Annotated in this window: 25 protein-coding genes; 9 read left to right on the top strand and 16 right to left on the bottom strand. The window is 73.5% G+C overall.

Translation table 11 applies throughout. The annotated features are described in order from the left end of the window. Positions 1 to 19: 19 nt before the first annotated feature. From FHX32_RS14430 to FHX32_RS14420, 3 genes are read right to left on the bottom strand one after another with little or no spacing between them, the layout of a single operon-like run. The gene (locus FHX32_RS14430; RefSeq protein WP_167181834.1) at positions 20 to 934 is read right to left on the bottom strand and encodes an ABC transporter permease; all 915 of its coding nucleotides are present in this window, start codon (positions 932 to 934) and stop codon (positions 20 to 22) included. Further along, positions 931 to 2,091 (bottom strand): ABC transporter ATP-binding protein, encoded by a 1,161-nt coding sequence (locus tag FHX32_RS14425; protein WP_167181832.1) that lies wholly within the window; start codon positions 2,089 to 2,091, stop codon positions 931 to 933. The genes FHX32_RS14430 and FHX32_RS14425 overlap by 4 nt, the downstream gene beginning before the upstream one ends. A gap of 11 nt (positions 2,092 to 2,102) precedes the next feature. Further along, positions 2,103 to 3,287 (bottom strand): polyamine ABC transporter substrate-binding protein, encoded by a 1,185-nt coding sequence (locus FHX32_RS14420; RefSeq protein WP_167181830.1) that lies wholly within the window; start codon positions 3,285 to 3,287, stop codon positions 2,103 to 2,105. 204 nt (positions 3,288 to 3,491) lie between these two features. On the opposite strand from FHX32_RS14420, the gene FHX32_RS14415 reads away from it, so the two are divergent. From FHX32_RS14415 to FHX32_RS14405, 3 genes are all read left to right on the top strand, one after another. Continuing rightward, complete coding sequence (locus FHX32_RS14415) at positions 3,492 to 4,004, top strand: Lrp/AsnC family transcriptional regulator (RefSeq protein ID WP_109898180.1); 513 nt, start codon at positions 3,492 to 3,494, stop codon at positions 4,002 to 4,004. 442 nt (positions 4,005 to 4,446) lie between these two features. Next, on the top strand, positions 4,447 to 5,793 hold the full coding sequence (locus FHX32_RS14410; RefSeq protein WP_167181828.1) for an aspartate aminotransferase family protein: 1,347 nt from the start codon (positions 4,447 to 4,449) through the stop codon (positions 5,791 to 5,793). Between the two features lie 145 nt (positions 5,794 to 5,938). Beyond that, on the top strand, positions 5,939 to 7,315 hold the full coding sequence (locus tag FHX32_RS14405) for an NAD(P)/FAD-dependent oxidoreductase (RefSeq protein WP_167181826.1): 1,377 nt from the start codon (positions 5,939 to 5,941) through the stop codon (positions 7,313 to 7,315). Positions 7,316 to 7,371: 56 nt separating this feature from the next. Here FHX32_RS14405 and FHX32_RS14400 read toward each other — a convergent pair whose 3' ends face one another. Then, positions 7,372 to 7,737 carry a DUF3499 domain-containing protein gene (locus tag FHX32_RS14400; RefSeq protein WP_167181824.1) on the bottom strand — a complete coding sequence of 122 codons (366 nt, stop codon included), beginning with the start codon at positions 7,735 to 7,737 and terminating at the stop codon, positions 7,372 to 7,374. A gap of 153 nt (positions 7,738 to 7,890) precedes the next feature. Here FHX32_RS14400 and FHX32_RS14395 point away from each other — a divergent pair, with 153 nt between their 5' ends. Then, entirely contained in the window at positions 7,891 to 8,340 is a 450-nt protein-coding gene (locus tag FHX32_RS14395; protein WP_167181822.1) for a metallopeptidase family protein, read from the top strand. A gap of 111 nt (positions 8,341 to 8,451) precedes the next feature. On the opposite strand, the gene FHX32_RS14390 is transcribed toward FHX32_RS14395, so the two are convergent. The 6 genes from FHX32_RS14390 to FHX32_RS14365 all read right to left on the bottom strand — a co-directional run bounded on the left by FHX32_RS14390 (position 8,452) and on the right by FHX32_RS14365 (position 15,184). After that, on the bottom strand, positions 8,452 to 8,709 hold the full coding sequence (locus FHX32_RS14390) for a WhiB family transcriptional regulator (protein WP_007455784.1): 258 nt from the start codon (positions 8,707 to 8,709) through the stop codon (positions 8,452 to 8,454). A gap of 471 nt (positions 8,710 to 9,180) precedes the next feature. Then, positions 9,181 to 9,534, bottom strand: coding sequence for a phospholipase (locus tag FHX32_RS14385; protein WP_167181820.1), 354 nt, complete (start codon positions 9,532 to 9,534; stop codon positions 9,181 to 9,183). 11 nt (positions 9,535 to 9,545) lie between these two features. Continuing rightward, positions 9,546 to 10,940, bottom strand: a complete 1,395-nt coding sequence (locus FHX32_RS14380; RefSeq protein ID WP_167181818.1) for a DUF4331 domain-containing protein — start codon at positions 10,938 to 10,940, stop codon at positions 9,546 to 9,548. A gap of 17 nt (positions 10,941 to 10,957) precedes the next feature. After that, on the bottom strand, positions 10,958 to 11,233 hold the full coding sequence (locus FHX32_RS14375; protein WP_167181816.1) for a hypothetical protein: 276 nt from the start codon (positions 11,231 to 11,233) through the stop codon (positions 10,958 to 10,960). 167 nt (positions 11,234 to 11,400) lie between these two features. Next, positions 11,401 to 13,914 (bottom strand): bifunctional FO biosynthesis protein CofGH, encoded by a 2,514-nt coding sequence (locus tag FHX32_RS14370; RefSeq protein WP_167181814.1) that lies wholly within the window; start codon positions 13,912 to 13,914, stop codon positions 11,401 to 11,403. Between the two features lie 346 nt (positions 13,915 to 14,260). Next, entirely contained in the window at positions 14,261 to 15,184 is a 924-nt protein-coding gene (locus FHX32_RS14365; RefSeq protein ID WP_167181812.1) for a hypothetical protein, read from the bottom strand. Between the two features lie 100 nt (positions 15,185 to 15,284). On the opposite strand from FHX32_RS14365, the gene cofD reads away from it, so the two are divergent. Both cofD and FHX32_RS14355 read left to right on the top strand, forming a co-directional pair. Further along, the gene (gene cofD, locus FHX32_RS14360; protein ID WP_167181810.1) at positions 15,285 to 16,232 is read left to right on the top strand and encodes a 2-phospho-L-lactate transferase; all 948 of its coding nucleotides are present in this window, start codon (positions 15,285 to 15,287) and stop codon (positions 16,230 to 16,232) included. Continuing rightward, positions 16,229 to 17,317 carry a coenzyme F420-0:L-glutamate ligase gene (locus FHX32_RS14355; protein WP_167181808.1) on the top strand — a complete coding sequence of 363 codons (1,089 nt, stop codon included), beginning with the start codon at positions 16,229 to 16,231 and terminating at the stop codon, positions 17,315 to 17,317. The genes cofD and FHX32_RS14355 overlap by 4 nt, the downstream gene beginning before the upstream one ends. 106 nt (positions 17,318 to 17,423) lie before the next feature. On the opposite strand, the gene FHX32_RS14350 is transcribed toward FHX32_RS14355, so the two are convergent. Next, positions 17,424 to 18,410, bottom strand: coding sequence for a winged helix-turn-helix domain-containing protein (locus FHX32_RS14350; protein WP_167181806.1), 987 nt, complete (start codon positions 18,408 to 18,410; stop codon positions 17,424 to 17,426). 287 nt (positions 18,411 to 18,697) lie between these two features. Next, the gene (locus tag FHX32_RS14345; protein ID WP_167181804.1) at positions 18,698 to 19,732 is read right to left on the bottom strand and encodes a DUF4185 domain-containing protein; all 1,035 of its coding nucleotides are present in this window, start codon (positions 19,730 to 19,732) and stop codon (positions 18,698 to 18,700) included. Between the two features lie 39 nt (positions 19,733 to 19,771). Between FHX32_RS14345 and FHX32_RS14340 the strand changes: the two genes are divergently transcribed. Then, positions 19,772 to 20,380, top strand: coding sequence for an NUDIX hydrolase (locus tag FHX32_RS14340; protein ID WP_167181802.1), 609 nt, complete (start codon positions 19,772 to 19,774; stop codon positions 20,378 to 20,380). Here the strand turns inward: FHX32_RS14340 and FHX32_RS14335 are convergent. Together FHX32_RS14335 and FHX32_RS14330 are read right to left on the bottom strand one after the other, a co-directional pair. Next, the gene (locus FHX32_RS14335) at positions 20,349 to 21,437 is read right to left on the bottom strand and encodes a sugar phosphate nucleotidyltransferase (protein ID WP_167181800.1); all 1,089 of its coding nucleotides are present in this window, start codon (positions 21,435 to 21,437) and stop codon (positions 20,349 to 20,351) included. The genes FHX32_RS14340 and FHX32_RS14335 overlap by 32 nt on opposite strands. Positions 21,438 to 21,499: 62 nt before the next feature. Further along, positions 21,500 to 22,645 carry a glycosyltransferase family 4 protein gene (locus FHX32_RS14330; protein WP_167181798.1) on the bottom strand — a complete coding sequence of 382 codons (1,146 nt, stop codon included), beginning with the start codon at positions 22,643 to 22,645 and terminating at the stop codon, positions 21,500 to 21,502. A gap of 151 nt (positions 22,646 to 22,796) precedes the next feature. On the opposite strand from FHX32_RS14330, the gene FHX32_RS14325 reads away from it, so the two are divergent. Further along, entirely contained in the window at positions 22,797 to 23,486 is a 690-nt protein-coding gene (locus tag FHX32_RS14325; protein WP_167181796.1) for a TIGR03089 family protein, read from the top strand. Between the two features lie 13 nt (positions 23,487 to 23,499). Here FHX32_RS14325 and FHX32_RS14320 read toward each other — a convergent pair whose 3' ends face one another. Next, complete coding sequence (locus FHX32_RS14320; protein WP_167181794.1) at positions 23,500 to 25,488, bottom strand: acetoacetate--CoA ligase; 1,989 nt, start codon at positions 25,486 to 25,488, stop codon at positions 23,500 to 23,502. A gap of 199 nt (positions 25,489 to 25,687) precedes the next feature. Beyond that, positions 25,688 to 26,206 (bottom strand): acyl-CoA thioesterase, encoded by a 519-nt coding sequence (locus FHX32_RS14315; protein ID WP_167181792.1) that lies wholly within the window; start codon positions 26,204 to 26,206, stop codon positions 25,688 to 25,690. 23 nt (positions 26,207 to 26,229) lie between these two features. Between FHX32_RS14315 and FHX32_RS14310 the strand changes: the two genes are divergently transcribed. Then, entirely contained in the window at positions 26,230 to 26,883 is a 654-nt protein-coding gene (locus FHX32_RS14310) for a hypothetical protein (protein WP_167181790.1), read from the top strand. Positions 26,884 to 26,906 lie beyond the last annotated feature (23 nt).

The following is a 26,906-nucleotide window of genomic DNA, read 5'->3' as shown; positions in this document are numbered from 1 at the left end:
TGCGCCGCACTCCTCGCGCTCACAGGACCTCCTCGGTGCCGGCGCGGCGCAGGTAGCCGAAGACCACCGCGAGGATCGCCGCCATCAGCAGGAAGGACAGCGCCGCGCCCTGCGGGTAGTCCAGCCGGACCAGGAAGGCCGAGTCGATGACGTTGCCGATCATGTACTCGTTCGGGGTGCCGAGCAGTTCGGCGTTGATGTAGTCGCCGCTGGCCGGGATGAAGAAGAGCAGCGTGCCGGCGACCAGGCCGGGCATGGACAGCGGCAGGGTGACCTTGCGGAACGCCCGCACCGGGCTGGCGTACAGGTCGCTGGCCGCCTCCAGCAGCCGGGGGTCGAGCCGCTCCAGGCTCGCGTACAGCGGCAGCACCAGGAACGGCAGGAAGTTGTACGTCAGCCCGAGCACCACCGCGACCGGGGTGGCCAGCAGCCGGCCGTCGGGGGCGAGCAGGTGCACGTCGCGCAGCAGCCCGACCAGCCAACCGTTGTCGGACAGGATGGTCTTCCAGGCCAGGGTGCGCACCAGGAAGCTGGTGAACATCGGCGCGATCACGCAGACCAGCAGCAGGTTCTTCCACCGGCCGGCCTTCTGCGCGATGGCGTACGCCAGCGGGTAGCCCATCAGCAGCGCCAGCACCAGCGCGATCCCGGCATAGCGGAAGGACCGGGTGAACTGCGGCCAGTACGCCGCCAACGCGTCCGGGTAGTTGCCGAACGCCCAGGTCAGCGCGTACCCGGTGGAGAGCGAGCCGCTGGGGTCGTAGAGGCTGGCCGCGGCGAGCTGGAACAGCGGCACGGCGAAGAAGAGGAACAGCCAGGCCGCGCCGGGCAGCAGCAGCAGGTACGGCAGGAACCGGTACCGCCCGGACCGGACGGCCCGCTCCGGCGCCGCCGGCTGCCCCGACCCGGTCGGCACGTGGGCCAGGGCTGTCACGAGGAGGCCCCCACCGGCTCGTCCAGCACCGGGCTGGTCCGGTCGTCCGCGCCCGGGTCACGGGGCAGCAGGAAGGCGTGCCGCGGGTCCCAGTGCGCCACCGCCGCGGTGCCGACCGGCAGCTGCGCGGTGGCGCCGCTGTTCGCCACGAAGACCGACAGCTCGCTGCCCCAGCCGGTGCGCAGCAGGTACTGGGTGCTGACCCCGACGTAGGAGGCGTCGCTGACCACCCCGGTGACGTGCTGGTGCCCGGCGGGGACCTGGTCGGCGGAGTCGACCAGGTGCAGCTTCTCGGGGCGTACGCCCAGGTGGACCGGGCCCCGGTCGACCCGGGCCCGCTCCGCGGGCACTGCGAAGCGGGAGCCGTGCGCGGAGACCGGCACCTCGCCCCCGGCGGGGCCGGCGGCCTCGCCGGCGAGCAGGTTGGACTGGCCGAGGAAATTCGCCACGAACGCGGTGGCCGGGAACTCGTAGAGTTCGGCCGGGGCGCCCAGTTGCTCGATCTTCCCGGCGTTCATCACCGCGACCGTGTCGGCCATCGTCATGGCCTCCTCCTGGTCGTGGGTGACGTGCACGAAGGTGATGCCGACCTCGGTCTGGATCCGTTTCAGCTCGATCTGCATCTGCCGGCGCAGCTTGAGGTCGAGTGCGCCGAGCGGCTCGTCCAGCAGGAGCACCTGCGGGTGGTTGATCAGCGCCCGGGCCAGCGCGACCCGCTGCTGCTGGCCGCCGGAGAGCTGGGCCGGCCGGCGCCGGCCGTACCCTTCGAGCTGCACCAGGGCCAGCATCCGCTCGACCTGGTCGTCGACCTTGCGGATGCCGCGCCGGCGCAGCCCGAACGCCACGTTCTCGAAGATGTCCAGGTGCGGGAAGAGGGCGTAGCTCTGGAACACGGTGTTCACCGGCCGCTTGTACGGCCGCAGCCGGGCGATGTCACGGTCGCCGAGCAGCACCTGCCCGCTGGTCGGTTCCTCCAGCCCGGCGATCATCCGCAACGTGGTGGTCTTGCCGCAGCCGGACGCCCCGAGCAGGGCGAAGAACGAGCCCTGCGGGATGGTCAGGCTGAGGTCGTCGACCGCGGTGAAGATGCCGAACCGCTTGGTGAGGTTGGCCAGCCGCAGGTCGCCGGCCGGTGTCTCGCGCCCCACAGATGCCACGCCCACTCCCGTCACGCCCCGATGACCTGCTGGAACTTGCCTTCGTACTCGCGTTCCTGCTTCTCGTCCAAGGCCATGAAGACCTTGGACTTCGCGAGCATCGCGTCGTCGGGGAAGATCAGCGGGTTGGCCGCCAGCTCCGGGTCGATCTTCTCCATCTCGGCCTGCGCCCCCTGCACCGGGCAGATGTAGTTCACGTACGCGGCGAGCTGGGCGGCCACCGCCGGGTCGTAGTAGTGGTTGATCAACTGCTCGGCGTTGGCCTTGTGGGTGGCCTTGTTCGGCACCAGCATGTTGTCCGACCAGAGCATCACGCCGGACTCGGGCACCACGAACTTGACCTTCTCGTCCTCGAAGCCGAGCTGGATGACGTCGCCGGACCAGCCGATGCACGCGGCGATGTCGCCCTTGGCCAGGTCGGGGGCGTAGTCGTTGCCGGTGAACTTGCGGATCTGCCCGGAGTCGACGGCCTTCTTCAGCTTGTTCAGCGCGTCGTCGAACTGGGCGGCGGTGAAGTTCGACGGGTCGTGCCCGCCTGCCTGGAGCAGCAGGCCCATGGTGTCGCGCATCTCGGACAGGGCGGTCACCTTGCCCTTGAGGTCGGGACGGGTGAGCAGCTCGTCGACGGTGCGGATCTCCTTGGTCACCTTGCCGTTGTAGGCGAGTCCGGCCAGGCCGGACTGCCACGGGATGGCGAGCTGGTTGTCCTTGTCGAAGGAGCGGCCACGCAGCGAGGACAGCAGGTTGGCCTCGACGTTGGGTAGCTTCGACTTGTCCAGCTTCTGGATCCAGCCGAGCCGGATCATCCGGGCGGCCATCCAGTCGGTGAGCACCATGATGTCCCGCTCGGTCGCCTGGCAGGCGGCGAGCTGGTTCTGCACCTTGCCGAAGAACTCGTTGTTGTCGTTGACGTCCTCGGTGTAGGTGACCGCGATGCCGGACTTGGCGATGAACGCGTCGAGGGTGGGCCGCTTCGACTCGTCCTTCTCATCCACGTCCAGGTACTGCGGCCAGTTGGAGAAGGCGAGCTTCTTCTCGGTGCCGGAGAGGTCCTCGCTGACGCAGCCGGCCTCGGTCTGCTGGGCGCCCTTGGTGCCGCAGCCGGCCAGGGCGCCGCCGGCGGCGAGCAGCGCCGCCGAACCGAGGGTGCCGGTGAGCAGTCCACGCCGGGTGAGGGGCCGAGGGGGAGTTCGCATGTGACGACTCCTAAGGGTCATCGTCGGCGGCGGGACTCAGGTGGCGCGCCGGCGGGAGGGTCAAGTGCGGTGGACGACCGATCCTGACATGAGGTGACCTTCCTTACAAGGGATTCCGTTGCGGGATTAGCTCTCCACGACGAAATACGCCACACTGCGCGGGGGCATTAGGCTCAGCCCGGGAACGGACATGGGGAGCGGTCGATGACGAACCGGCAGCAGGACAACGGCAACGGCGGGCGGCGGGTAGCCGTGCGTGAAGGAGCCAGTCACGCTCTGCTCGACGACGTGGCGAAACAGATCATCGAGCAGCTCCAGGAGGACGGCCGCCGGCCGTACGCGACCATCGGCAAGGCGGTCGGGCTCTCCGAGGCCGCGGTACGGCAGCGGGTGCAGCGGCTGCTCGACGCCGGGGTGATGCAGATCGTCGCGGTGACCGATCCGCTCCAGCTCGGCTTCCCCCGCCAGGCCATGATCGGCCTGCGCACCGACGGCGACCTGGAGGCGGTCGCCGACCGGCTCGCCGAGCTGGAGGAGGTGGACTACGTGGTGATCACGGCCGGCTCCTTCGACCTGCTCACCGAGGTGGTCTGCCGCAACGACGACCACCTGCTGGAGATCCTGCAACGGCTGCGCGCGGTCGAGGGCGTGCTCTCCACCGAGGCGTTCGTCTACCTCAAGCTGCGCAAGCAGACCTACACCTGGGGCACAGCCTGATCAGTCGGCGTGCCCGGGCCGCCCGACCATCCCGATCTGACCACGGAGCTGATTGTCCAGATGGGCCACCTCAGCGCCCCTCGTGGCATCCGCGGTGGCCCGGCCAATGCCCGGAGAAGGCCCCGGAACTGTCCAGGCCGTGACATGGACGCAAAGGGCCCGCGGACCACCTGCCTGGTCGGCGCGGGCCGCACAGATGGGGCAGCTCGACAGCGCCCAACAGGGTTGGCCACCAGGCCCGCGACCCGCCCCGGACCACCGATTCGGAGCCCCACCCCCGGTCGATGCGGATTCCGTTGTTCATGCTCTTGACATTCGCTGAATCCGTTGCCAAATCGGCGATACACCACCGATCCCACTTGCTTCCGGGCTTGGGCTGTGGGATAACCGTGGGCAGAGCGGCCGGTGTCCCCTGACCGGCCCGAGACCCGATGGGGCTGACATGGCCAACGCCACCGACCACCTCTGGATGCACTTCACCCGGATGGCGAGCTACTCCGCCGGCGAGGTGCCGACCATCGTCCGCGGCGAGGGCGCGTACGTCTGGGACGCCCAGGGCCGCCGCTACCTCGACGGGCTCGCCGGGCTGTTCGTGGTCAACGCCGGCCACGGCCGCGCGGAGCTGGCGGAGGCCGCCGCCAAGCAGGCCGGCGAGCTGGCCTACTTCCCGCTCTGGTCGTACGCCCACCCGAAGGCGGTCGAGCTGGCCGAGAAGATCTCGGCCCTCACCCCCGGCGACCTGAACCGGGTCTTCTTCACCACCGGCGGCTCGGAGGCCGTCGAGGCGGCGTGGAAGCTGGCCCGGGCCTACTTCAAGCGCACCGGCCAGCCGAACAAGCACAAGGTGGTCAGTCGCTACATCGCCTACCACGGCACCTCGATGGGCGCGCTGTCGATCACCGGCCTGCCCGGCATCAAAAGCGACTTCGAGCCGCTGGTGCCCGGCGGGATCAAGGTGCCGAACACCAACTTCTACCGGGCGCCGGAGCACGGCGACGACCCGGAGGCGTTCGGCCGCTGGGCCGCCGACGAGATCGGCCGCGCCATCGAGCGGGAGGGGCCGGACACGGTGGCGGCGGTCTTCCTGGAGCCGGTGCAGAACTCCGGCGGCTGCTTCCCACCACCGCCCGGCTACTTCGAGCGGGTCCGCGAGATCTGCGACGCGTACGACGTGCTGCTCGTCTCGGACGAGGTGATCTGCTCCTGGGGCCGGCTCGGCGAGTACTTCGGCGCCGTCCGCTACGGCTACCGGCCGGACATCATCACCACCGCCAAGGGCATCACCTCCGGCTACGCCCCGCTCGGCGCGATGATCGCCAGCGACCGGCTGATGGAGCCGTTCCTCACCGAGACCGGCATGTTCGCCCACGGGGTGACCTTCGGCGGGCACCCGGTCTCCTGCGCGGTGGCGCTGGCCAACCTGGAGGTCTTCGCCCGCGAGGACCTGGTCGGGCACGTCCGTGCCAACGAGGCGGCGTTCCGCGCCACCCTGGAGAAGCTGCACGATCTGCCGATCGTCGGCGACGTCCGGGGCGACGGCTACTTCTACGGCATCGAGCTGGTCAAGGACAAGACCACCCGGGAGACCTTCGACGAGGCCGAGGCTGAGCGGCTGCTGCGCGGCTTCCTCTCCACCGCGCTCTTCCAGGCCGGGTTGTACTGCCGCGCCGACGACCGGGGCGACCCGGTGGTGCAGCTCGCCCCGCCGCTGATCGCCGAGCAGCAGCAGTTCGACGAGATCGAGCAGATCCTGCGCGGCGTGCTCACCGAGGCATGGGCGCGCCTCTGACCGGCGGGTCCGGGCCTTCGCCCGCCGCGGCCGGGTCCCGTTCTCCCGGGGCCCGGCCACCGGCCGACGCCGAGGTCGGGCGGACGGCGCGCACCCGCGTACGCCAGCTGCCGCTCCGCTTCGACCTGCCGCCCCCGGAGTGGTGATGCGTTACCCGGAGCTGTCGTACTGGCTGTCCACCGTGGACGAGCCGCTCACCCCGCGCCCGCCGCTGCCCGGCGACGCCGAGGCCGACGTGGTGATCGTCGGCGCCGGCTACACCGGGCTGTGGGCGGCGTACTACCTGGCCGGCGCGGACCCGACGCTGCGGATCACCGTGCTGGAGGCCGAGATCGCCGGGTACGGCGCGTCCGGGCGCAACGGCGGCTGGTGCTCCGCGCTCTTCCCCACCTCGCTGCCCGCGCTGGCCCGCCGGCACGGCCGGGAGGCCGCGCTCGCCATGCAGCGCACCATGCAGGCCACCGTGCGTGAGGTCGGCCGGGTGGTCGCGGCCGAGGGCATCGACTGCGACTGGGCGTACGGCGGGACGGTGGTGCTCGCCCGGACGGCCCCACAGCTCGCCCGGGCCCGGGCGGTCGTCGAGGAGGCCCGGGAGTTCGGACTCGGCCCGGCGGACCTGGCGCTGCTCGACGCCGCCGAGGCGTCGGCCCGGTGCGCGGCCGACGGGGTGCTCGGCGGCACGTACACGCCGCACTGCGCGGCGGTGCACCCGGCGCGGCTGGTCCGTGGCCTCGCCCGGGCGGTCGAGCGGCGCGGGGTGACCATCCACGAGCGCACCCCGGTGACGGCGCTCCGGTCCGGCGCGGCGGTGACCCCGGCCGGCACGGTACGCGCGCCGGTGATGGTCCGGGCCACCGAGGGCTACACGCCCCTGCTGCCCGGGCAGCGGCGCACGGTCGCGCCGGTCTACTCGCTGATGGTGGCCACCGAGCCGCTGCCGGCGCGGACCTGGGAGCGGATCGGGCTGGCCGAGCGGGAGACCTTCTCCGACCACCGGCACGTCATCATCTACGGCCAGCGCACCGCCGACGGACGGCTCGCCTTCGGCGGGCGGGGCGCCCCGTACCACTTCGGGTCCCGGGTGGTGCCGGGGCACGACCGGGAGCCGCGGGTCTTCGCGGCGCTACGCCGTACGCTCGGCGAACTGTTCCCGGTGCTCGGCCCGGACGTGCCGGTGACGCACACCTGGGGCGGGCCGCTCGGGGTGGCCCGGGACTGGGCGGCCTCGGTCGGCTACGACCCGGCCAGCGGGCTCGGCTGGGCCGGCGGGTACATCGGCGACGGCGTCGGCACCAGCAACCTCGCCGGCCGTACGCTGGCCGACCTGATCCGGGGCGAGCGCACCGACCTGACCGCCCTCCCCTGGGTGAACCACCGCTCCCCCAGGTGGGAGCCGGAGCCCCTGCGCTGGCTCGCGGTCAACGCCGGCCTCCGCCTGATGTTCTCCGCCGACGCCGCCGAACTCCGCTCCGGCCGCCCCTCCCGCCGCGCCGCCGCCTTCTCCCGCCTACTCGGCCACTAGCCCGACCCCTACCGGCCCCACCCAACGGGGGGGGGAACCCCGGGGCCCAGGTGGGGTTAGTGGTTGGGGGGGATTACGCGGAGGTGGCCGCGGCGGGCGGTGTGGGGGGCGGCGGGGAGGTCGTGGTCGTCCTCAGGGGGACGGGGGGTGGGGCGGGCGGCCTCGCGGACCGCCTCGGCCAGCGCGACCAGGTCGTCGGTGGTGGGCGGTGGGGGCTCGAACTCGCCCTCGTGCCGGACCACGTCCCAGCCCCGCGGCGCGGTCAGGCTGCGGGCGTGCGGCTCACAGAGGTCGTACGTGTGCGGCTCGGCGAAGGCCGCCAGCGGGCCCACCACGGCGGTCGACTCGTTGTAGACATAGGTCAATGTGGCGACCGCTTGCCGGGGGCAGCCGTTACGGGAGCAGCGCCGTGGTGACCTCACGGCGGCAGGGTATCTCCATTACCGGCTCCGGCGCACCGCTTCGCGTTGCGACACGCCCGTCATGGTGATCACAATTCGACCGGCGTGGCCACGCCGCGCCACGGTGGCGGCACTGCCGCAGGCCAGGCTGGCCCGGAGGCTACCCTTTGCCTCATGACGAGCCCGGAACACCGCCGCCCCGGCTCCGGCCGGCGTGCCCACCGTGACCGGCACGGGCGCGGGCTGCGCGGACGGCTGGTGCCGGCGACCGTGCCGCTGGCCCGGACCAAGGCGGAGGTCTTCGACGACCTTGTCCTGGACACCGTCGAGACGCTGGAGCGGCGGTTCGCCAAGGAGTTGGCCGGGGTCGAGTTCGCGGTGGAGGACGTGCCACCGGAACTGAACGTCTACGACTCCGACGTGCTGGAGGACGGCGAGGTGCCGCTCGCCCGGCTGCTGCCCGGCCACCGCGGCCGGCAGGAGGTGCCGCCCCGGATCGTGCTCTACCGCCGCCCGCTGGAGTTCCGCGCGATGGATCGCGAGGACCTCGCCGACCTGGTACATGACGTGATCATCGAGCAGGTGGCCAACCTGCTCGGCGTCGACCCCGACGAGCTGGCCTGACCCGCACCAGGGCGGACCGGAGCCCAGCGGACGAGCCCGTGACGGCCCGTCGGGACGCCGTGGCGCCCGGGCCCGAGCCGGGCGGCCCCCACCGCCCCGGCCCGGCACCGCTCAGGCGGCCCGCCGCTTCAGCTTGCGCCGCTCCCGCTCGGAGAGCCCACCCCAGATCCCGAACCGCTCGTCGTGACCGAGAGCGTATTCGAGGCATTCCGTCTTGACCTCGCAGCGCGAGCAGATCCGCTTCGCCTCGCGGGTCGAACCGCCCTTCTCGGGAAAGAACGCCTCCGGATCGGTCTGCGAGCACAGCGCCCGCTCCTGCCACTCCGGCGCGTTTCCGAGCAGGTCGGCCACCTCAAGCTGGCCGTCCATCTGATGCCTCCTTGTCGCGCACCGGCGTCATCGCCGCTGCAACCCCCCACGCGAAAGGCGTGCGTGTCCGTCCGGTCCCGTTTTGTTGCGTTCCGTGCGAACAACCCCATTCAAATTACACGCGTGTAATGCGTGCGCCGTCAAGCCAAACTTGATAATGGAGTCGCCCTCCCGACACGCACCCGGACGGCCACCGCGACCACCCGGCCTCGCAACCTGCCCTATCGATTCAGACCCCGGCCGAGTAACGCCCTCTCCGGCGAGTTGCCCGAGTTTTCTCCCGTGGCGTCTCCGCGCCGGCCCGACACGGGCGTGCCGGCGAGGACTCCCGGGAGAGCACCCATCAAGATGGTGATCTTGATGGGTGCCAGGTTAACCCGAGTACGCCAGGACCGCCCGTCGAGCCGGAAACGCCGACCGCGCTCCGCCCACAATGTGGACGGAGCGCGGTGCCCGGGGAGCCGGAGAGGGTCAGCCGCCACCCGGCGTGACCCTGGTCGGCCAGACGAACTCGGCGACCGAGCCGCCGCTGACGGTGACCGCGCCGGCCGGCGTCCGGTCGTCCCACCAGACGGTATAGAGACCGGCGGGCAGATCCGGGTAGACAGCACTGTGGAAGGTGCCGTCGCGTACCCGCCGCTCCCGCACCGCCGAGTGGGTACGCGGCGCGTCGTCGGCGCCCGCAGCCGGGTCGGCGGTCCGGCTGATCTCGATCTCCCGCCCGTGCAGATCCCGTCCGGTGTAGATGATCAGGGCCCCGGTGTCCCCGCCCAGGTCCAGGACGACGCTGCCGGTCTCGGACGGCCCGTACGCGTGCTCGGTCATCCGGTCCCCCGTCACTGCGCCGCCGGTGGGTTGTTGAACCCGTCGTACGGCGTGCCCAGGTAGGGGAAGGCCGGCAGGAACCCGGCGGTCACGTCGGCGGCGCTCAGCCCGGGGGTGACCGCGGCCGCCGCCGCGTCCGGCCGGAACGCCCGGTCGACCAGCGGCACGGTCAACCCCGCGATGGCCCGCAGCGCGATGGTGACCACGTCGTCGACCGGCCGGCGGCCGTTCGGGAACCCGGCCAGGTCGCCGCCGAGCACGCCGAACCGGTCCGGCCGGCGGCTGGGCGGAATGGCCGTGTTCAGCCGCAGCATGTCGGCCTGCACGTCGCCGGTGGCGTTGGTGAACCCGTCGATCAGCCCCGCCGGTACGCCGGTGAGCAGGATCGCCACCAGGTCGGCCCGGGCCTTCTTCGCCTTGTTCAGCCGGTCCAGGTTGGGAAATACGCCCGGATAGAGCGCCGGCAGCAGGGCGGCCAGCTCCGGCTGCTCGACGAACTGGGTGAACCGCTTGTCCTCCGCCGGCGGCAGCGAGTTCCACAGGTCCTTTCGGGACATCGGCACGATGACCTCGTTGAACAACGGATTGCCCAGCCGGGACACCTGGACGAACGGCCCGGCCGCCACGGCCCGTCCCGGATCGCTGCCGATCACCCGGGCCTGCCGCCGCGCGGCCGAGGTCCAGACGCCGATCACCGACGCCTGGTCGGCCGCACCGTAACGGTTGGCGCGCCGGCGCACCTTGTCCAGCGGCACCTGCAACGCGATGCTGTGCACGTTCATCCGGTCGGTCGCGTTCACCGGCTCGCCCTCGGCCCGGAAGACCTTCTTGCCGGCCACGTGCAGCTGCTGGAACGGGCGCAGCGTACCGAGGTCGAAGACCGCGCCCAGGTCGACGAAGAAGCCGTCCGCCCGCTGCCCGGCGAAGACCCGCTCACCGGTGGAGAGGCTGTAGGTGGCCTGCCGGACCAGCTCGGTGTAGTTGGGCGTGGAGAGCGGGCCCACGTTGCAGGGCGGGCAGGGCAGCTTGTGCGCCAGCCGGTGCTCCCGGCCGCCGGCGATCCGGGTCAGGCTGTAGAACTGCCGCCGGTTCCAGTTCTCGCTGTCCAGCGAGTCGATCGGGCCGGTGTTGTAGAGAAAGCTGTTCGGATTGGTGATCTCGGTGGTGAATTCGAAACGGTAGCCGATGTCGGGGCGACCGTCGCCGTCGTTGTCGATATTGATGTCGTACTGCACGTCGTCGCCGAACTCGAAGAAGTTCGGCCCGCCGGACGGTAACTGCAACGGCACGTAGTTCGCGATGAGGGTCACCGTGTCGGGCCGGTCGGGGCTGACGAACGCGTACAGGTCGGACGAGTCGGCGACCGGGTCCCTGGCTATCTCCGGTGCCTCACGGTGGGAAGACATGGCAGACCAGCCTCCGCTCAGGCCCGGCCGGCGGCGCGGCGCAGCCGGTCGGCCAGGCCGCGGTCGCGTACCTCGATGCGCGAGGTGCCGACGAAGACGTCCAGCTTCCCGGCGGCGGCGTCGCGCAGGTGCACGACGATCGGCTCGTCGGCGACCGCGTCGGGGGCGTTCTGCGCGGCCGACAGGCCCGGCACGGTGAGGGCGGCCGCGCCGAGCGTGGCGCTGGCCGCCGCCGTCAACGTCTGCCGGCGGGTCAGTCGCGGCCAGGGCCGCTTCCGCTGATCACTGGTCATGGGCAACCTTTCCGGCTGCGGCGCGGGCGCGCCCGGGTGGCGGACCGGGGCCGGCGTCACGCCACGGACCGACGCCGCCGGGCCCCTGCGGGGATGCCGGCGGCGGTCCTCGCCGCGACCGCCGCCGGCAGCCAGTGGTACGGCCGGCGGCGGGGAAAGGTTCGACGCTACGGGCGCGGGTGACCGTACGCGGTCGTACGCTTGCGGGCCGGTCGTCCGGCCTTTGCCGCGATGGCCCGCAACTGCTCCTCGGTCCGCGCAGACCCGTTGGCGGAGCCGGCCATCCGGGAGATGGTCTCCTCCATCAGGGTGCCGCCGAGGTCGTTGCAGCCACCGCGGAGCATCTCCGCCGTGCCGTCGTCGCCGAGCTTGACCCAGGAGCACTGGATGTTGTCGATCCGCCCGTGCAGCAGCAGCCGGGCCATCGCGTGCACCACCCGGTTCTCCCGCCAGGTCGGCCCGGGCCGGGCGATGCCGGCCAGGTAGATCGGGGCGTTGGTGTGCACGAACGGCAGCGCCACGAACTCGGTGAACCCGCCGGTGCGGTCCTGCACGCCGGCCAGCACCCGGAAGTGCGCGAGCCACTGGCCGGGATGGTCGACGTGGCCGTACATCATCGTGGAGCTGGACCGGATGCCCAGTTCGTGGGCCGTGCTGACCACCTCGACCCAGGCGGCGGCCGGCAGCTTGCCCTTGGTGAGCACCCAGCGCACCTCGTCGTCGAGGATCTCCGCGGCGGTGCCCGGGATGGTGTCCAGCCCGGCGTCGCGCAGCAGGCCCAGCCACTCCTTCACCGGCACGCCGGCCTTGGCGGCGGCGGTCACGATCTCCATCGGCGAGAACGCGTGCACGTGCATCCCGGGCACCCGCGCCTTGATCCCGCGGACCAGGTCGGCGTACCCGGTGACCGGCAGCTTCGGGTCGATGCCGCCCTGCAGGCAGACCTCGGTGGCGCCGGCCGCCCACGCCTCCTCGGCCCGGTCCGCGACCTGGTCGACCGAGAGCCGGTACGCGTCGGCGTCCCGCTCCCGCTGGGCGAAGGCGCAGAACCGGCACCCGACATAGCAGACGTTGCTGAAGTTGATGTTGCGGTTGACCACGTAGGTCACGTCGTCGCCGACGGTGTCCCGGCGGACGTCGTCGGCCAGCCGGCAGAGCTCGTCCAGCGCCGGCCCGTCGGCGGCGAAGAGCGCCAGCGCGGCGTCGGTGTGTCGCGGGTCGAGCAGCGCGGCCGGGTCGTCGGCCGCCAGCCGCAGCCCGGCCCGCAGGTCGGCGTCGCCGCCACCCGGCCCGGCCGGCGCCGCACCGACCTTGGTGGCCACCTCGGACCAGTCGCCGTAGACGCTGTCGAAGTCGCCCCGCCGGTCGCCGGTACGCCCGGTGGTGTCGATGGTGGCGTGCAGGTCGGTCCGCCCGCCGAACACCTCCTCCGGCTCCTGCCACGGGCGGCCGGTCGGCCGGGCCTCCTCGACGGCGAGGCCGCTGGCCGGGTCGGCCAGCGCGGTCACGTGCGGCAGCAGCCGCGGGTCCAGCCACGGGTCGCCGGCCCGGACGTACTCCGGGTAGATGGTCAGCCGCTCGCGCAGGGTGAAGCCGGACTTCTCGGTGTGCCCGGCCAGCTCGTCGAGCTGCGGCCAGGGCCGCTCCGGGTTGACGTGGTCCGGGGTCAGCGGCGACACCCCGCCCCAGTCGTCGATGCCGGCCCGCAGCAGCAGGTCGTACTCGCCGGCGATGAGGTTCGGCGGAGCCTGGATCCGGGCCCGCGGGCCGAGCAGCAGCCGGGCCACCGCCACCGTGGCGGCGAGGTCGTGCAGCTCCGCGTCGGGCATGCCGCGCATCGCGGTGTCCGGCTTGGCGCGGAAGTTCTGCACGATCACCTCCTGGAGGTGGCCGTACTCGCGGTGCGCCCGGCGGATCGCGAAGATCGCGTCGACCCGCTCGGCCAGGGTCTCCCCGATGCCGATCAGGATGCCGGTGGTGAACGGCACGCCGACCCGGCCGGCGTCGTCGAGCACCCGCAGCCGGACCGCCGGTTCCTTGTCCGGCGAGCCGTAGTGCGGGCCGCCCGGCTCCGACCAGAGCCGGGTCGCCGTGGTCTCCAGCATCATCCCCATGCTCGGCGCGACCGGCTTGAGCCGCTGCAGCTCCGACCAGGAGAGCACGCCGGGGTTCAGGTGCGGCAGCAGGCCGGTCTCCTCCAGCACCGCCACCGCGCAGGCCCGCAGGTAGTCCAGGGTGGAGTCGTACCCGCGCTCGTCCAGCCAGCGGCGGGCCGCCGGCCAGCGCTCCTCGGGCCGGTCGCCGAGGGTGAACAGGGCCTCCTTGCAGCCCTGGGCCGCGCCCGCCCGGGCGATCGCCAGCACCTCGTCACGGTCCAGGAAGGCCGCCGGCAGCCGGTGCGGCACAGTGGCGAAGGTGCAGTAGTGGCAGCGGTCCCGGCAGAGCCGGGTGAGCGGGATGAAGACCTTCTTGGAGAAGGTGATGACGCCGGGGCGACCGGCCTCGCGCAGGCCCGCGTCGCGTACGGCACCGGCGACCCGGAGCAGCTCGTCCAGCGCGGCGCCACGGGCGCTCAGCAGTGCGGTCGCCTCGTCGACGTCCAGCGCCCGCCCGGTCTCGGCCCGGCGCAGCGCCCGGCGCACGCTCGCGTCGCTCGGGCCCGGGTCGGTGCGATCAACCATCCGCTCAGCCTATGCGGTGCCCCGCCCCGCCCACCCCAGCCACCCGGTGGCAAACCCCACCCCCACTCCCACCTCCGGCCACGGCCCTTTACGCGGCGCGGCCGCGGGCGCAACCCGCCGCGGGCGCGGGTCGCACATTCAGTGAATGCGGGGTTTCAGCGGCGCGCGAGGCCACTCATTCAGTGAATGTGCCGGGCGTTCGACCTTGGTGCGGCGTTGGGCGCGGAGGGAGGGAGGGAGGGAGGAGGGCGCGGGGTGGGAGGCGGTGCGCCCCGCGCCGCGGGTGCGGCGCGGGGCGCGGGTGGTGGTGCGGGGCGCGGGTGGTGGTGCGGCGCGGGGCGCCGGGTCAGCGGGGCTGGTCGGGGTCTTCGCCCGGGTTGATCCGCTGGGTGCGGTCGCTGTCACCGTCGCGCGGGATGGCCTGGGTCGGCTCGGCGGACTGGCGCGGGATCGCCTGGGTCGGATCGGCCGACGGCGGCTGCCCGAACGGCGGCGCGGGCTGCGGCTGCCCGAAGCCCGGGACGGGGTTGTCCGACTGGCCGAACCCGGGGACCGGGTTGGCCGGCGGCGCGGACTGCGGGGCCGGGTGCGGGGCGTACGGCGCGGCGGGCTGGCCACCGTACTGGCCGGGGGCGGTCCAGCCGCTCGGCTGGCCGGGGGCCGGGTAGGCGCCGGGCTGGCCGGGCACCGGGTAGCCACCCGGCTGGCCGGGTGCCGGGTAGCCGGCCTGCTGCTGCGGCCAGCCGGGCTGGGGCTGGCCGTAGACGCCGGGCTGCGGCTTGGGCTTCGGTACGTAGTAGAGCTTGCGCCACACCGTGTAGACGACGTAGCCGGCGGCCGCGAAGACGGCGAGCCAGGCCACCCGGGCGAGCAGGCCGAGCAGCGCGTCGAGCACCTCGCCCTGGGACAGCCGGCCGACCGTCCAGATCAGCAGGGTCAGCACGCCGAACAGGGCGCTGACCGCGTACTCGACGAGCGCCACCTGGGTGATCAGTTTCGCCTTGGCCACCACCGGCTGCACGTGCGTGGCCAGCAGCACGGCCAGCACGGGCAGCACCACCGCCTCCCAACCGGCGAACGCGTAGAAGGCGGTCCCGGCCCGGTTGGTGAAGGTGCCGTACTCGGTCGGGGTCAGCAACCGGATCAGCCCGACGAACAGCAGCACGGCGTTCGCGCCGAGAAGCACGAGCGCGGCGGGTTCGCGGAACGGCTTGGTCAGCTGGCTGGCCCGGGTCGCGTCGGTGGACGCGGGCTCGGCGGGGCTGGTCACGAAGATCCCCCTGGGGGCGAAAGCGGACAGTTGCCGACGTGAGCCTAGTCTCCCCGGCCTCCGGCGGACCGACGGCGTCGCGTGCGCGAGGATGGTCGGCATGCGCATCGTGGTTCTGACCGGCGGCATCGGAGGCGCCCGCTTCCTGCTCGGCGTCCGGGCGTACGCGCGGGAGGTCGGCGCCGAGGTGACCGCCGTGGTCAACGTCGGTGACGACCTGCTGCTGCACGGGTTGAAGGTCTGCCCGGACCTGGACAGCGTCATGTACACCCTGGGCGGCGGCGCCGACCCCGAGCGGGGCTGGGGACGCGTCGGGGAGAGCTGGACGGTGAAGGAGGAGCTGGCCGCGTACGGCGCCGAGCCGGCCTGGTTCGGCCTGGGTGACAAGGATGTCGCCACCCACCTGGTGCGCAGCACGATGCTCAACGCCGGTTACCCGCTGCACGCGGTGACCGAGGCGCTGGCCACCCGCTGGCAGCCCGGCGTACGGCTGCTGCCGGCGACCGACGACCGGCTGGAGACGCACGTGGTGGTCGACCTGGACGGCGGCCAGCGGGCGATCCACTTCCAGGAGTGGTGGGTGCGGCACCGGGCGCAGCTGCCCACCCACCGGTTCGTCTTCGTCGGTGCCGAGACGGCCAAGCCGGCGCCCGGCGTGGCCGAGTCGATCGCCGGCGCGGACGTGGTGCTGATCGCGCCGAGCAATCCGGTGGTGAGCGTGGCGCCGATCCTGGCGGTGCCCGGGCTACGCGAGGCGGTCGCCGACGGCCCGGCCCCGGTGGTCGGCGTGTCGCCGATCATCGGTGGCGCGCCGGTCCGCGGGATGGCCGACCGCTGTCTGGAGGTGCTCGGCGTCGAGTGCAGCGCGGCCGGGGTGGGCCGGCTCTACGGCGGCCGGACGGCGGGCGGACTGCTCGACGGCTGGCTGGTGGCCGAGGAGGACGAGGGCACCGTGGTGCCGGAGGTGACGGTCCGCGCGGTGCCGCTGCGGATGACCGACGAGGCGGCGACGGCGGCCATGGTCCGTGCCGCGGTGGAGTTGACGTGAGGCTGGAGATCCTGCCGGTGCCGGGCATCGGCGACGTGACCGAGGGCGACGACCTGGCGGCGCTGATCGCCACCGCGGCGCCGTGGCTGCGCGACGGCGACGTGCTGGTGGTGACCAGCAAGATCGTCTCCAAGGCGGAGGGGCGGCTGGTGGACGTCCCGGCGGACGGGCCGGACCGGCTCGCCGCCCGGGACGAGATGCTGGCCGCGGAGACCGCGCGGGTGGTGGCGACCCGGGGCACCACCCGGATCGTGCAGACCCACCACGGTTTCGTGATGGCCTCGGCCGGGATCGACGCGTCCAACGTCGACAAGACCCGGCTGGTGCTGCTGCCCAAGGACCCGGACGCCTCCGCCCGGGCGCTGCGGGCCGCGCTGCGCGAGCGCTACCACGTCGACGTCGCGGTGATCATCAGCGACACCATGGGCCGGCCCTGGCGCAACGGGCTCACCGACGTGGCGCTCGGCGTGGCCGGGATGGACGCGATCCGCGACCACCGGGGCGAGACCGACCCGTACGGCAACGAGCTCCAGCTGACCCAGATGGCGGTGGTCGACGAGCTGGCCGGCGCCGGTGAGCTGGTCAAGGGCAAGTGCGACCAGGTCCCGGTCGCGGTGGTGCGCGGCTACCTGGGCGCGGCCGGACCGGACGACGGCGCCGGCGCGGCGGCGCTGGTCCGGGACGCCTCGATGGACCTCTTCTCGCTCGGCACCGCGGAGGCGCGGGCCGCCGGGCTGGCCGCCGCCGCCACCCTGCCGGACGGCCCCGGTGCCACCCCGCCCGACCCGGCCGCGGTGCGCCGGGCGATCGCCGCGGTCGCCGAGGTGGTTGCGCCCGGCACGACCTTCACCCTGGTCGCCGACGAGGAGGTACGCGCCGGACTGGTCGCCGCGGTGCCCGGCTGGCCGGCCGAGGCCAGCACCCTGGTGCTCGGCTCACCGGCCACCCCGGTCGCCCCGGCGGACCTGGTCCGCTTCGGCGCCGACCTGCAACGCCTCCGCACCGCCCTGGCGGCCGAGGGAATCCCCTCCACCCTCCTCCCACCCCCCGCCCACACCACCGCCACCGCCGCCCTGGCCCTCTGAGCCCGCGCCCCGACACCCCCGTTGATCATGAAGTTGTTGGCACGACACGCCGGGACGACTGACAACAAACTTCATGATCGACCGGGTTCGACCCGGAAAGGGCGGGTCAGGCGTCGAGCATGGCGCGGCCGAGGGGGGTGAGGGTGTGCAGGACGGTGTTGCGGTCGCGCTGGCTGACCAGCAGGCCGGCGTTGCGCAGCACGGTGGCGTGCTGGCTCGCGGCGGCCGGGGAGATCCGCAGCCGGCGGGCCATCTCGCCGGTGGTGCAGCCGTCGTCGCTGGCCTCCAGCACCGCGGCCCGGGTGCGGCCGAGCAGCGCGGCCAGCGCCTCCCGGCCGGCGGCGGACCCGGCCCCGCCCGGCTCCAGGCCACCCAGCCGGTCCACCGGGTAGACCAGCACGGGCGGTAGCGCCGGGTCGAGCAGCGCGACCGGGGTGCGCGCGCAGAAGAACGACGGGACCAGCAGCAACCCGCGCCCGTCCAGGTGCAGTTCCCGGCTGTCCGGATAGTCGCGCACCTCGAGCATGCCGGACTCCCAGCGCATCGCCGGCCGCAGGCTGGCCAGCAGCCCCTCCACCCCGCCGTCGAGCAGGGCCCGCGCCCGGCGGGTCCGGTCGGCCTCCACCGCCGCCTGGATCCGCGCCCAGTACGGGTTGATGGCCAGCGACCGGTACTGCTCCATGGCGCCGGTGAGCTGCCGCAGCGCCTCCGGCTCGCCCCGAGCCAGCGCGGACGCGCTGTCGGGCAGGCTGGTGCCGCCGGCCAGCAGGGCGAGGTCGCGCTGGAGCAGCGGGACCGGAGTGCTGCGGACCGCGTCGAGGCCGGCCTCGAAACCGGCGACGCTCTGGTAGGGGGTGAGGAAGTCGGGGAAGTAGCCGCGCGGCGGGTTCAGCGCGAACAGCAGGCGGAGCCGTTCGGAGGCGCTCTCCTGGCGCAACCCCTGGGCCACCGAGCGCCGCCAGTTGGCCATCAACGGGTCACGGCTGCGCCCCTGCAGCAGGTGCAGGCTGAGGACCAACTCCCAGACCGGGTCCGCACCCGGGGCCACCCGGGTGCGGAGGATGTCCTCCTCGGAAAAGTAGATCTTCAGCATGGTGCGCTCCCGCGCCGCCGGGTCAGGGGGACGGCGGGCGACCCTTCGCACTGTACCCGGCCGGCACTTATCTCCATTTTTAAGCGTGGACTGAAAAACCTCGACGCCCCCGGGGACGGTTAGGCATGCTTCCAGATGCCCGATGAGGCCGGCGCGTCGACGACGCGCCACGTGCCCGGGGCGCCGGGACCGGGGAGGAACCGGTGGCCGGGCGGCACCACGAGGGTCTGCGGCCCACGCTCCGCAGAGGTGCCGTCCGGTCGTCTCGTCCCGGGCGATCCGCCGGCTCAGCCGACCCAGAGCGCCACCCGGTGGTCCTCGTCCGTCACGTAGAAGCACCGCCCGTCCAGCTCCGCCAGCCCTTCGACGTGGTGGAACGGCGCCAGGTCGGCCACCAGCTCACCGGCGACCAGGTGCCCCTGCGCCGGCAGCCGGAATCGGACGTGCCGCGAGGTGACGTCGCCGCCGGCCGGATGGTCGTCGAGCAGCACCGAGCCCTTGCCCAGCGCGTCGATCGAACCGATCACCGCCGCGTACCCGCCGTCGGGCGTCGGGGCGAGGGCCCGGAAGCCGGTGAGCGCGCCGCGCGGGGTCACCCCGGTCAGGGCGTACGCGGCCACCGCGGTCGGCCAGGCCGGGGCGTCCGCGAACAGCTCCGGCACCCCGGCCAGCTCCACCAGGATCGGCTCGCCGTCGACGGTCACCGGGAACCGCAGCCCGAGCAGCACCGTGCCGGCCGGGGTGAACGCGGTCGCCTCGACGTTCAGCGGCAGGTCGTCCGGGTTCAGCCGGTTCACCCAGCCCTTCGCCCGGGCGGTGCCGCGCGCCAGGGTCGCCTCGACGAACCGGGACCGCACCCGGTCGCCGGGCGGCAGCGGGGTGAACGCCGCCTTGGTGAGCGCGTCGTTGACCGCCCGGTGCACCCGGAACCGGTTCCGTACCACCCGCACCGGCAGCACCCCGGTCGCCGCGTCGTCCTCCCGGAACCGCGCGACGAAGGCGCGCCGCGGGCGCAGCGGCCCGCCCTTGGAGCCGAAGTGCGAGCCGAACACGTAGACCCAGCCGTCGTGGTGGGCGAGCGCCTCGCCGTCCTCGGTCCGGCCGTTCTCCGTACCCGCGTCGGCGCTGACGTGGTGGGCCGTCCACCGGCCGTCGTCGAGTTCCAGCAGCAGGGCCAGGCAGTGTTCCACCGGGCCCTCGTCGAGCACCGTCCAGAAGCCACGCCGGGCCCCGTGGGCGCGCAGCAGCGCCGCGGAGCGGACCGGCAGCAGGTCGCTGGCCTCGTTGCCACCGACCACGAACTCGAGCAGTCGCAGGGTCACCCGGCCAGGGTACGAACCGGCGGCTCGTACAGTGTCGGGATGCCGGACGCATCCACCGCCATCCGCACCACCGACCCGGCCGGGCACCCGGCGCTGCACGCCGACGCGCTCGCGGTGCTCGGCGACTGGGCGCCGACCAGCCCGGCTGCCGCCGCGGCCCGGGACCGCACCCTCGACCTGCTGGACGCCGGGCCGGTGGCGATGAGCCGGGCGCACCGCGCCGGGCACGTCACCGCGAGCGCCCTGGTGCTCGATCCGACCGGCGAGCGGGTGCTGCTCTGCCTGCACGGCAAGTTCAAGCGCTGGGTGCAGCTCGGCGGGCACTGCGAGCCGGCCGACCGGACCCTCGCCGGCGCCGCCCTGCGCGAGGCGACCGAGGAGTCCGGGATCGCCGGCCTGCGGGTCGACCCGGTGCCGATCGACGTGGACATCCACCCGGTCGCCTGCCAGGGTGGTTCGCTGCACTACGACGTCCGGTTCGCCGTCCTCGCCCCGCCCGGCGCGGTGGAACGGGTCAGCGACGAGTCGGAGGCGCTGGGCTGGTTCCCGCCGGACCGGCTGCCGCAGCCGCTGGCCGGCGGGACCGCACAGCTCGTCGCGCCGGCCCTGGCCGCCCTCAGACGAGCCCCTCTTCGCCCCGCTCCTTGAGCTCGTCGACGATCTTCTTGACGTCCTGCGCCCGGTCGCGGGGGCAGACCAGCACCGCGTCCGGGGTGTCGACCACGATCAGGTCGTGCACCCCGACGGTGGCCACCAGCCGGCCGGAGTGCGGCACCACCACCAGGTTGCTGCTGTCCCGCAGCAGCACCCCCGGCTTCGCCGCGCCCAGCACCACGTTGCCGTCGCCGTCGGCCGGCAGCACGTCGCCGAGGGTGTGGAAGTCACCCACGTCGTTCCAGCCGAACTCGCCGGGGACTGTGGCCACCCGCCCGGCCGCCGCCGCGCCCTCCATCACCGCGTAGTCGACGGAGATCCGGGGCAGCGTGGGCCAGACGGTGCCGAGCACGTCGTCCTGGTCCTCGGTCCCCCACGCCGCGGCGATCGCGGTGACCCCGGCGTGCAGGGCCGGCTGCTGCCGGGCCAGCTCGGCGAGGAAGACGTCCACCCGCCAGACGAACATGCTGGCGTTCCAGAGATGCTGCCCGGAGCGCACGTACGCCTCGGCCACCTCGGCGCTCGGCTTCTCCTTGAACTCGGTGACCGGGCGCATCGGCCCGTCGCCGACCGGGTCGCCGGTCTGCAGGTAGCCGTAGCCGGTCTCCGGTCGGGTCGGGGTGATCCCCACCGTCATCAGCCGCCCCTGCTCGGCGCCGCGGACCGCCTCGCGGACCGTCGCCACCCAGCGCTCCGGGTCGGCGATCAGGTGGTCGGCGGCGAACGAGCCCATCACCGCCTCCGGGTCGCGCAGCGCGATCACCGCCGCGGCCAGCGCGATCGCCGCACACGAGTCCCGCGGCGAGGGCTCGACCAGGATGTTCTCCTCCGGCAGGCCGGCCAGCTGGCGGGCCACCGCGGCCACGTGCGCGGCCCCGGTGACCACCAGGGTGCGCTCGGGGGTGGTCAGCGGCGCCAGCCGCTCCACCGTGGCCTGCAGCAGCGAGGCGGTGGTGCCGGTCAGCGGGTGGAGGAACTTGGGGTGGCCCGCGCGGGACAGCGGCCACAACCTTGTGCCGCTGCCGCCCGCCGGGATGACGGCGTAAATCACCCGCACATCATGCCCGATTCGCCCGGCCTGGTACGCCGCGGTCGCCGACCGGCCGCACTCCCTCAGGCCCGAGCCCGGGACCAGGCCGCGATGTGCACCTCGGCGCTGGACTCCCAGGTGAACTCCTTGGCCCGGTCGAAGCCGGCCTTGGCCAGGGTCAGCCGGCGCTGTTCGTCGTCCAGCAGGGCGGCCAGGTCGGTGGCGATCTGATCGGCGTCCTCGCTGGTGTAGGCGACGGCGTCGCCGCCGACCTCGGGCAGCGACAGCCGGGGCGTGGTGAGCACCGGCGCGGCGCACGCCATCGCCTCCAGGATCGGCAGGCCGAAGCCCTCGCCGTAGGAGGGGTAGGCGGCGACCAGCGCCCCGCCGAGGAAGCCGGGCAGGTCGGCGTAGCGCAGGTAGCCGGGGCGCAGCAGGCGCAGGTGCGAGGGGACCTCGGCCACCGCGCGATCGATGTCGTCGTCGTGCCCCTGCCCGCCGGCGATCACCAGGGCCGGCGGGTCGACCCGGTCGGCCACCGCCCGGGCCCAGCCCCGGATCAGGTTGGGTACGTTCTTGCGCGGCTCCTTGGCGCCGAGGAACGCCACGTAGCTGCTGCTGCCCAGCCCGAGCCGGGCCCGCACCCGGGCCTTCTCCTCCTCGCTGGGCGCGTGGAAGGCCGCGTGGTCGACCCCGTGGTAGGCCACGTCGATCCGGGTCGGGTCGGCGTCGAGCAGCCGGATCAGCTCGTCCCGGGTGGCCTTGCTGGGCACGATCACCCGGTCGGCGCGGCGCAGCGAGGTCTTGATCGCGCTGCGGAAGAACGTGCGGCGCGACTTGTCGTAGTGCTCCGGCTCGGTGAAGAAGGTGGCGTCGTGCACGGTCACCGTCACCGGGCAGCCGGCCCGCAGCGGACAGGTGTAGAAGGGCGAGTGCAGCACCTGGGCGCCGACCTGCTGGGCGAGCAGCGGCAGACCGGTCTGCTCCCAGGCCAGCCGGGCCGGGCGGTGCGCGACGGCGGCCGGCGCGGGGATGATCTCCGCGCCGGGCAGCATCCGGGTGTAGCGCTCGAGGTCGGTGCGGAGGCTCACCACGGCCAGGTCCACCCCCGACCCGCACACCTTGCCGAGCGCGCCGAGCAGGCCGTCGACGTATCTACCGACGCCGCCACGGTCGGCGGGGACACTCGTGGCGTCGATGAGCACGCGGGGCGGGCGACCGGCGGTCACGGGGCGACTCCTTGAACTGGCGGGTCTGTGGGGAACAACACTCCGGGCAAGCCTACGCCGGAGCCCGGCTCGGGCGCTGACTGCGACCCGACGGTACGCCGACTTGACGTCGTCATCGAGTACGGCCCGCGGGGGCGTATCGTTCGCGTCGATGGCCGACAACATTGCCCGGGTGTTCGCCGGCGCGATCGCGCCCGACCCCACCCGCCCGCTGCTGACCTGGTACGACGACGCCACCGGCGAGCGGACCGAGCTGTCCGGCGCGACGCTGGCGAACTGGGTGGCCAAGACGGCCAACCTGCTGGTCGACGGCGCGGCGCTCGGCCCGGGCGACAGCGCCGCGGTGCTGCTCCCACCGCACTGGCAGACCGCCGCCGTCCTGCTCGGCTGCTGGTCGGCCGGGCTGGCGGTGGCCCGGGAACCGGGGCCGGTGGATGCGCTCTTCGCCACCGCCGACCGGGCCGGCGAGGCGGACGCCTGGCCGGCCGGCGAGCGGTACGCGCTCGCCCTGCACCCGTTCGCCCTGCCGCTGCCCGAGGTGCCGCCCGGCTTCGCCGACTACGTGCTGGAGGTACGCGCGCACGGCGACCAGTTCACCCCGTACGCCCCGGCCGGGCCGGGCGAGCCGGAGCTGATCTCCCGCGCGGTCGAGCGCGCGGCGGAGCTGGGCATCGCCCCCGGCGACCGGGTCCTGATCGACACGGCCGCGCACCCCGACCCGGTCGACTGGCTGCTGGCCCCGCTCACCGCCACCGCCAGCACCGTCCTCTGCGCCAACCTCGACCCCGCCCGCCTTCCGGCGCGGGCGGAGACGGAGAAGGTCACCCGCACCCTGCCCTGAGCCCTCGCCGGGGTCAGGCCGGGGTGGGGTGGTTCTCGGTGGCCCGGCGCTGGGCGAAGCTGGCGAAGGCCGCCAGCGACTCGGGGTTGGCCAGGGCGCCCTTGGCCGCCGCCGAGTCCACCGGCGTGCCGGTGAGGATCTTCTTGACCGGCACCTCGAGCTTCTTCGCCGACAGGGTGCGCGGCACCGCCCGGACCTGGTGGATCTCGTCGGGCACGTGCCGCGGCGACAGCGCGGTCCGCAGCTCGCGGCAGATCCGCACGCGCAGCGCGTCGTCGAGTTCCAGGCCCTCGGCGAGCACCACGAAGAGCAGCAGCTCACCGGCGCCGCCCTCGTCGTCCTCCAGGTGCACCACCACCGAGTCGACGACCTCGTCCAGCCCCTCGACCACGGAGTAGAACTCGGCGGTGCCGAGCCGGACGCCGCCCCGGTTGAGGGTGGCGTCGGAGCGTCCGGTGATCACGCAGCCGCCCCGCTCGTCGATCGTGATCCAGTCGCCGTGCCGCCAGACCCCCGGGTAGTGGTCGAAGTACGCCTCCCGGTAGCGGCTGCCGTCCGGGTCGTTCCAGAACCCGACCGGCATGCTCGGCATCGGCTCGGTGATCACCAGCTCGCCCAGCTCGCCGATGACCGGGGTGCCGTCACCGGAGCGGGCCTCCACCTTGGCGCCCAACGCCCGGCAGGTGATCCGCCCGGCGTGCACCGGCAGCAGCGGCACGCCGCCGACGAAGCCGGTGCAGACGTCGGTGCCGCCGGAAAGCGACTGGAGCTGGAGGGTGTCGCCGACGGCGGCGTACACCCAGGTGAAGCCCTCGGCAGGCAGCGGCGCGCCGGTGGAGCCGAGGCCGCGCAGCGCGGTGAGGTCGGCGATCTCCTTCGGCACCAGGCCGGCCTTGCGGCAGGCCAGCAGGAACGGCGCCGAGGTGCCGAAGTAGGTGGTGCCGGTCCGCTCCGCCAGCCGCCAGAGCGCGCTCAGGTCGGGGTGGCCCGGGTTGCCGTCGAAGAGCACGATCGCCGCGCCGACGGCCGGCCCGGAGACCAGGAAGTTCCACATCATCCAGCCGGTGGTGGTGAACCAGAAGAACCGGTCGGCCGGGCCGAGGTCGTGGTGCAGGGCGAGCATCTTCAGGTGTTCCAGCAGGATGCCGCCGTGGCCGTGCACGATCGGCTTCGGCAGGCCGGTGGTGCCGGACGAGTAGAGCACGTAGAGCGGGTGGTCGAAGGGGACCGGGGTGAAGGTGAGCGGTTCGTCGGTGTCGGCGGCCAGATCGTCCCAGGAGATCGCGCCCTCCGGCGGCGGACCGGCCGGGTCGAGGTAGGCGATGCCGACGGTGTGCTCCAGCGACGGCAGGGCGGCCCGGATGGCGGCCACCTCGCCCCGGCGGTCCACCGGCTTGTCGCCGTAGCGGTAGCCGTCCACCGCGACCAGCACCTTCGGTTCGATCTGCTGCCACCGGTCGGTGACGCTGCGGGTGCCGAACTCGGGCGCGCAGGACGAGAAGATCGCCCCGATGCTGCTGGTGGCGAGCAGCAGCACGTACGTCTCCGGGATGTTCGGCGCGTACGCCGCCACCCGGTCGCCGGCGGTGACGCCGAGCCGGCGCAGCCCGGCCGCCACCCGGCGGACCTGCTCGCGCAGCTCGGCGGCGGTGAGGGTGACCGGCTCCCGGGTCTGGCCGTGCGCGACGACCACCTGGTCGTCGTCGGCGCGGCCGGGCATCCGCAGCACGTTTTCGGCGTAGTTGAGCGTGGCGCCGGGGAACCAGCGGGCGCCGGGCATTCCCCGGTCGGCCAGCGTCGCGGTCGGCGGGGTGTGCGCGACCACCTCGAAGTGGTCCCAGATCGACCGCCAGAACGCGTCCAGGTCGGTGACCGACCACCGCCACAGCTCGTCGTAGTCGGCGAAGTCCAGCCCCCGGTGCTCACGCAGCCAGCTCAGGTAGGTCCCGATCCGGGACCGCTCGCGTACGTCCGCCGGCGGCGTCCACAGCACGTCAGTCACTGCTCCACCCTCCCCTGGCCCCGCACGACGCTGTGAAATGGGCCGTGGCGCCATCTTGCCCTACCTCAGATCGTCATTCTGCGCACCGGGTGCCGTCCAGGGCGCGTGGCCGGGCCACATGCCGCACCGGCCGGTTGTGTGGACCCGCCCGGCCCCGCTCTCCGCCGCCCCCACGGGGGTGGGCGCCGGGGCCGCTGGCTCAGCCGGCCCGGTGGGCCTGGATGGCGCGGCGGCGGGCCAGCCGGTGGGCACGCCGGATCTCCGCCTCCCGGAACCGGCGCTCGTCCTCCGGGGTCTCCGGCAGCACCGGACGCACCGGACGCGGCGCCCCGCCCACGTCCACCCCGACGAAGACCAGGTACGCGGTGGCCACCCGGACCGGCTCGTCCTCGGCCGAGTCCCAGCGCTCGGCCACCACCCGCACGCCCACCTCCATCGAGGTCTGCCCCGTCCAGTTGACCTGAGCGTGGGCGTGCACCAGGTCACCCACCCGGACCGCCTCGGAGAAGACGATCTCGTCGATCGCCGCGGTGACCGCCGTGCCACCGCTGTGCCGGGCCGCCGCGGCGCCGGCCACGTCGTCGACGAACTTCATCAGCACGCCGCCGTGCACGGTGCCGTAGAGGTTCACGTCGACCGCGGTCATGATCCGGCTCAGCGTGACGCGGGAGTACGACGTCGGCTTGCCCGACGGTGCGGCGGAGGGGTGCTCTGTCATGTCGGAAACGGTACGGTGCGCGGATGCGACATCTCTGGAGCTTCCTCGCGGGGTTGGTGGTGGCACCCGTCACGTGGGTGCTGGTCGCCCTCGGGCAGGACGGGTCGGCCGGCACGGTCGACCGCTGGGTGGAGATCGGCACCTTCAACACGGCCAATCTCATCGAGCCGGCCGTCTACCTCGCGGTCGGCGGGATCGTGCTGGGCCTGCTCGGCACGCTGCGCATCTCACCGCTCGGCCCGCTGGTGGCCGGGCTGTTGCTGGCCGTCCCGTACGTGGGGCTGTTCGTCGCGCCGTTCCAGGTGCGCAACCGCATCCCGGACGACTGGAAGGCCTTCGGTGATCCACTCCCACTGCGGCTGCCGGTGGAGAACGGCACGCTGTTCCTGATCGGCCTGCTGCTGATCGTGGCGGTGTTCAGCGGGCAGCGCTGGCGGCAGTGGCCACCACCGGCGACCGAGCCGGCGCCGGCCGCCGGACCGGCCGGGCAGGACTTCACCCTGACCGACTGGTCGTCGTCGGGCACGCCGGACCAGGACACTCCCCCGCTCACCCTGGGCTACCCCGACCCCACGCCGACCGAGCCGCTGCCCCGCCGGACCGGCGGCGAGTCGCCCTGGTCGGCGCCGCCGCGCTCGACCAGCCGTCCGGAGGACACCACCACCGAGATCAAGTGACGGACGGGCGGGCCGGGTGACCG

It is taken from the genome of Micromonospora sp. CNZ280, from assembly GCF_011759515.1.
The sequence above is the reverse complement of the archived record's forward strand: the minus strand, read 5'-3'. Positions and strand labels throughout refer to the sequence as shown.

Coding starts and splice junctions, on each gene's coding strand:
- FHX32_RS14380 (WP_167181818.1), bottom strand. CDS start 10,940: ATGTCTTCCCACCGTGAGGCACCGGAGATAGCCAGGGACCCGGTCGCC.
- FHX32_RS14350 (WP_167181806.1), bottom strand. CDS start 18,410: ATGCTGAAGATCTACTTTTCCGAGGAGGACATCCTCCGCACCCGGGTG.
- FHX32_RS14310 (WP_167181790.1), top strand. CDS start 26,230: ATGCGACATCTCTGGAGCTTCCTCGCGGGGTTGGTGGTGGCACCCGTC.
- FHX32_RS14405 (WP_167181826.1), top strand. CDS start 5,939: ATGCGTTACCCGGAGCTGTCGTACTGGCTGTCCACCGTGGACGAGCCG.
- FHX32_RS14420 (WP_167181830.1), bottom strand. CDS start 3,287: ATGCGAACTCCCCCTCGGCCCCTCACCCGGCGTGGACTGCTCACCGGC.
- FHX32_RS14415 (WP_109898180.1), top strand. CDS start 3,492: ATGACGAACCGGCAGCAGGACAACGGCAACGGCGGGCGGCGGGTAGCC.
- FHX32_RS14375 (WP_167181816.1), bottom strand. CDS start 11,233: ATGACCAGTGATCAGCGGAAGCGGCCCTGGCCGCGACTGACCCGCCGG.
- cofD (WP_167181810.1), top strand. CDS start 15,285: ATGCGCATCGTGGTTCTGACCGGCGGCATCGGAGGCGCCCGCTTCCTG.
- FHX32_RS14390 (WP_007455784.1), bottom strand. CDS start 8,709: ATGGACGGCCAGCTTGAGGTGGCCGACCTGCTCGGAAACGCGCCGGAG.
- FHX32_RS14340 (WP_167181802.1), top strand. CDS start 19,772: ATGCCGGACGCATCCACCGCCATCCGCACCACCGACCCGGCCGGGCAC.
- FHX32_RS14325 (WP_167181796.1), top strand. CDS start 22,797: ATGGCCGACAACATTGCCCGGGTGTTCGCCGGCGCGATCGCGCCCGAC.
- FHX32_RS14410 (WP_167181828.1), top strand. CDS start 4,447: ATGGCCAACGCCACCGACCACCTCTGGATGCACTTCACCCGGATGGCG.
- FHX32_RS14315 (WP_167181792.1), bottom strand. CDS start 26,206: ATGACAGAGCACCCCTCCGCCGCACCGTCGGGCAAGCCGACGTCGTAC.
- FHX32_RS14385 (WP_167181820.1), bottom strand. CDS start 9,534: ATGACCGAGCACGCGTACGGGCCGTCCGAGACCGGCAGCGTCGTCCTG.
- FHX32_RS14395 (WP_167181822.1), top strand. CDS start 7,891: ATGACGAGCCCGGAACACCGCCGCCCCGGCTCCGGCCGGCGTGCCCAC.
- FHX32_RS14370 (WP_167181814.1), bottom strand. CDS start 13,914: ATGGTTGATCGCACCGACCCGGGCCCGAGCGACGCGAGCGTGCGCCGG.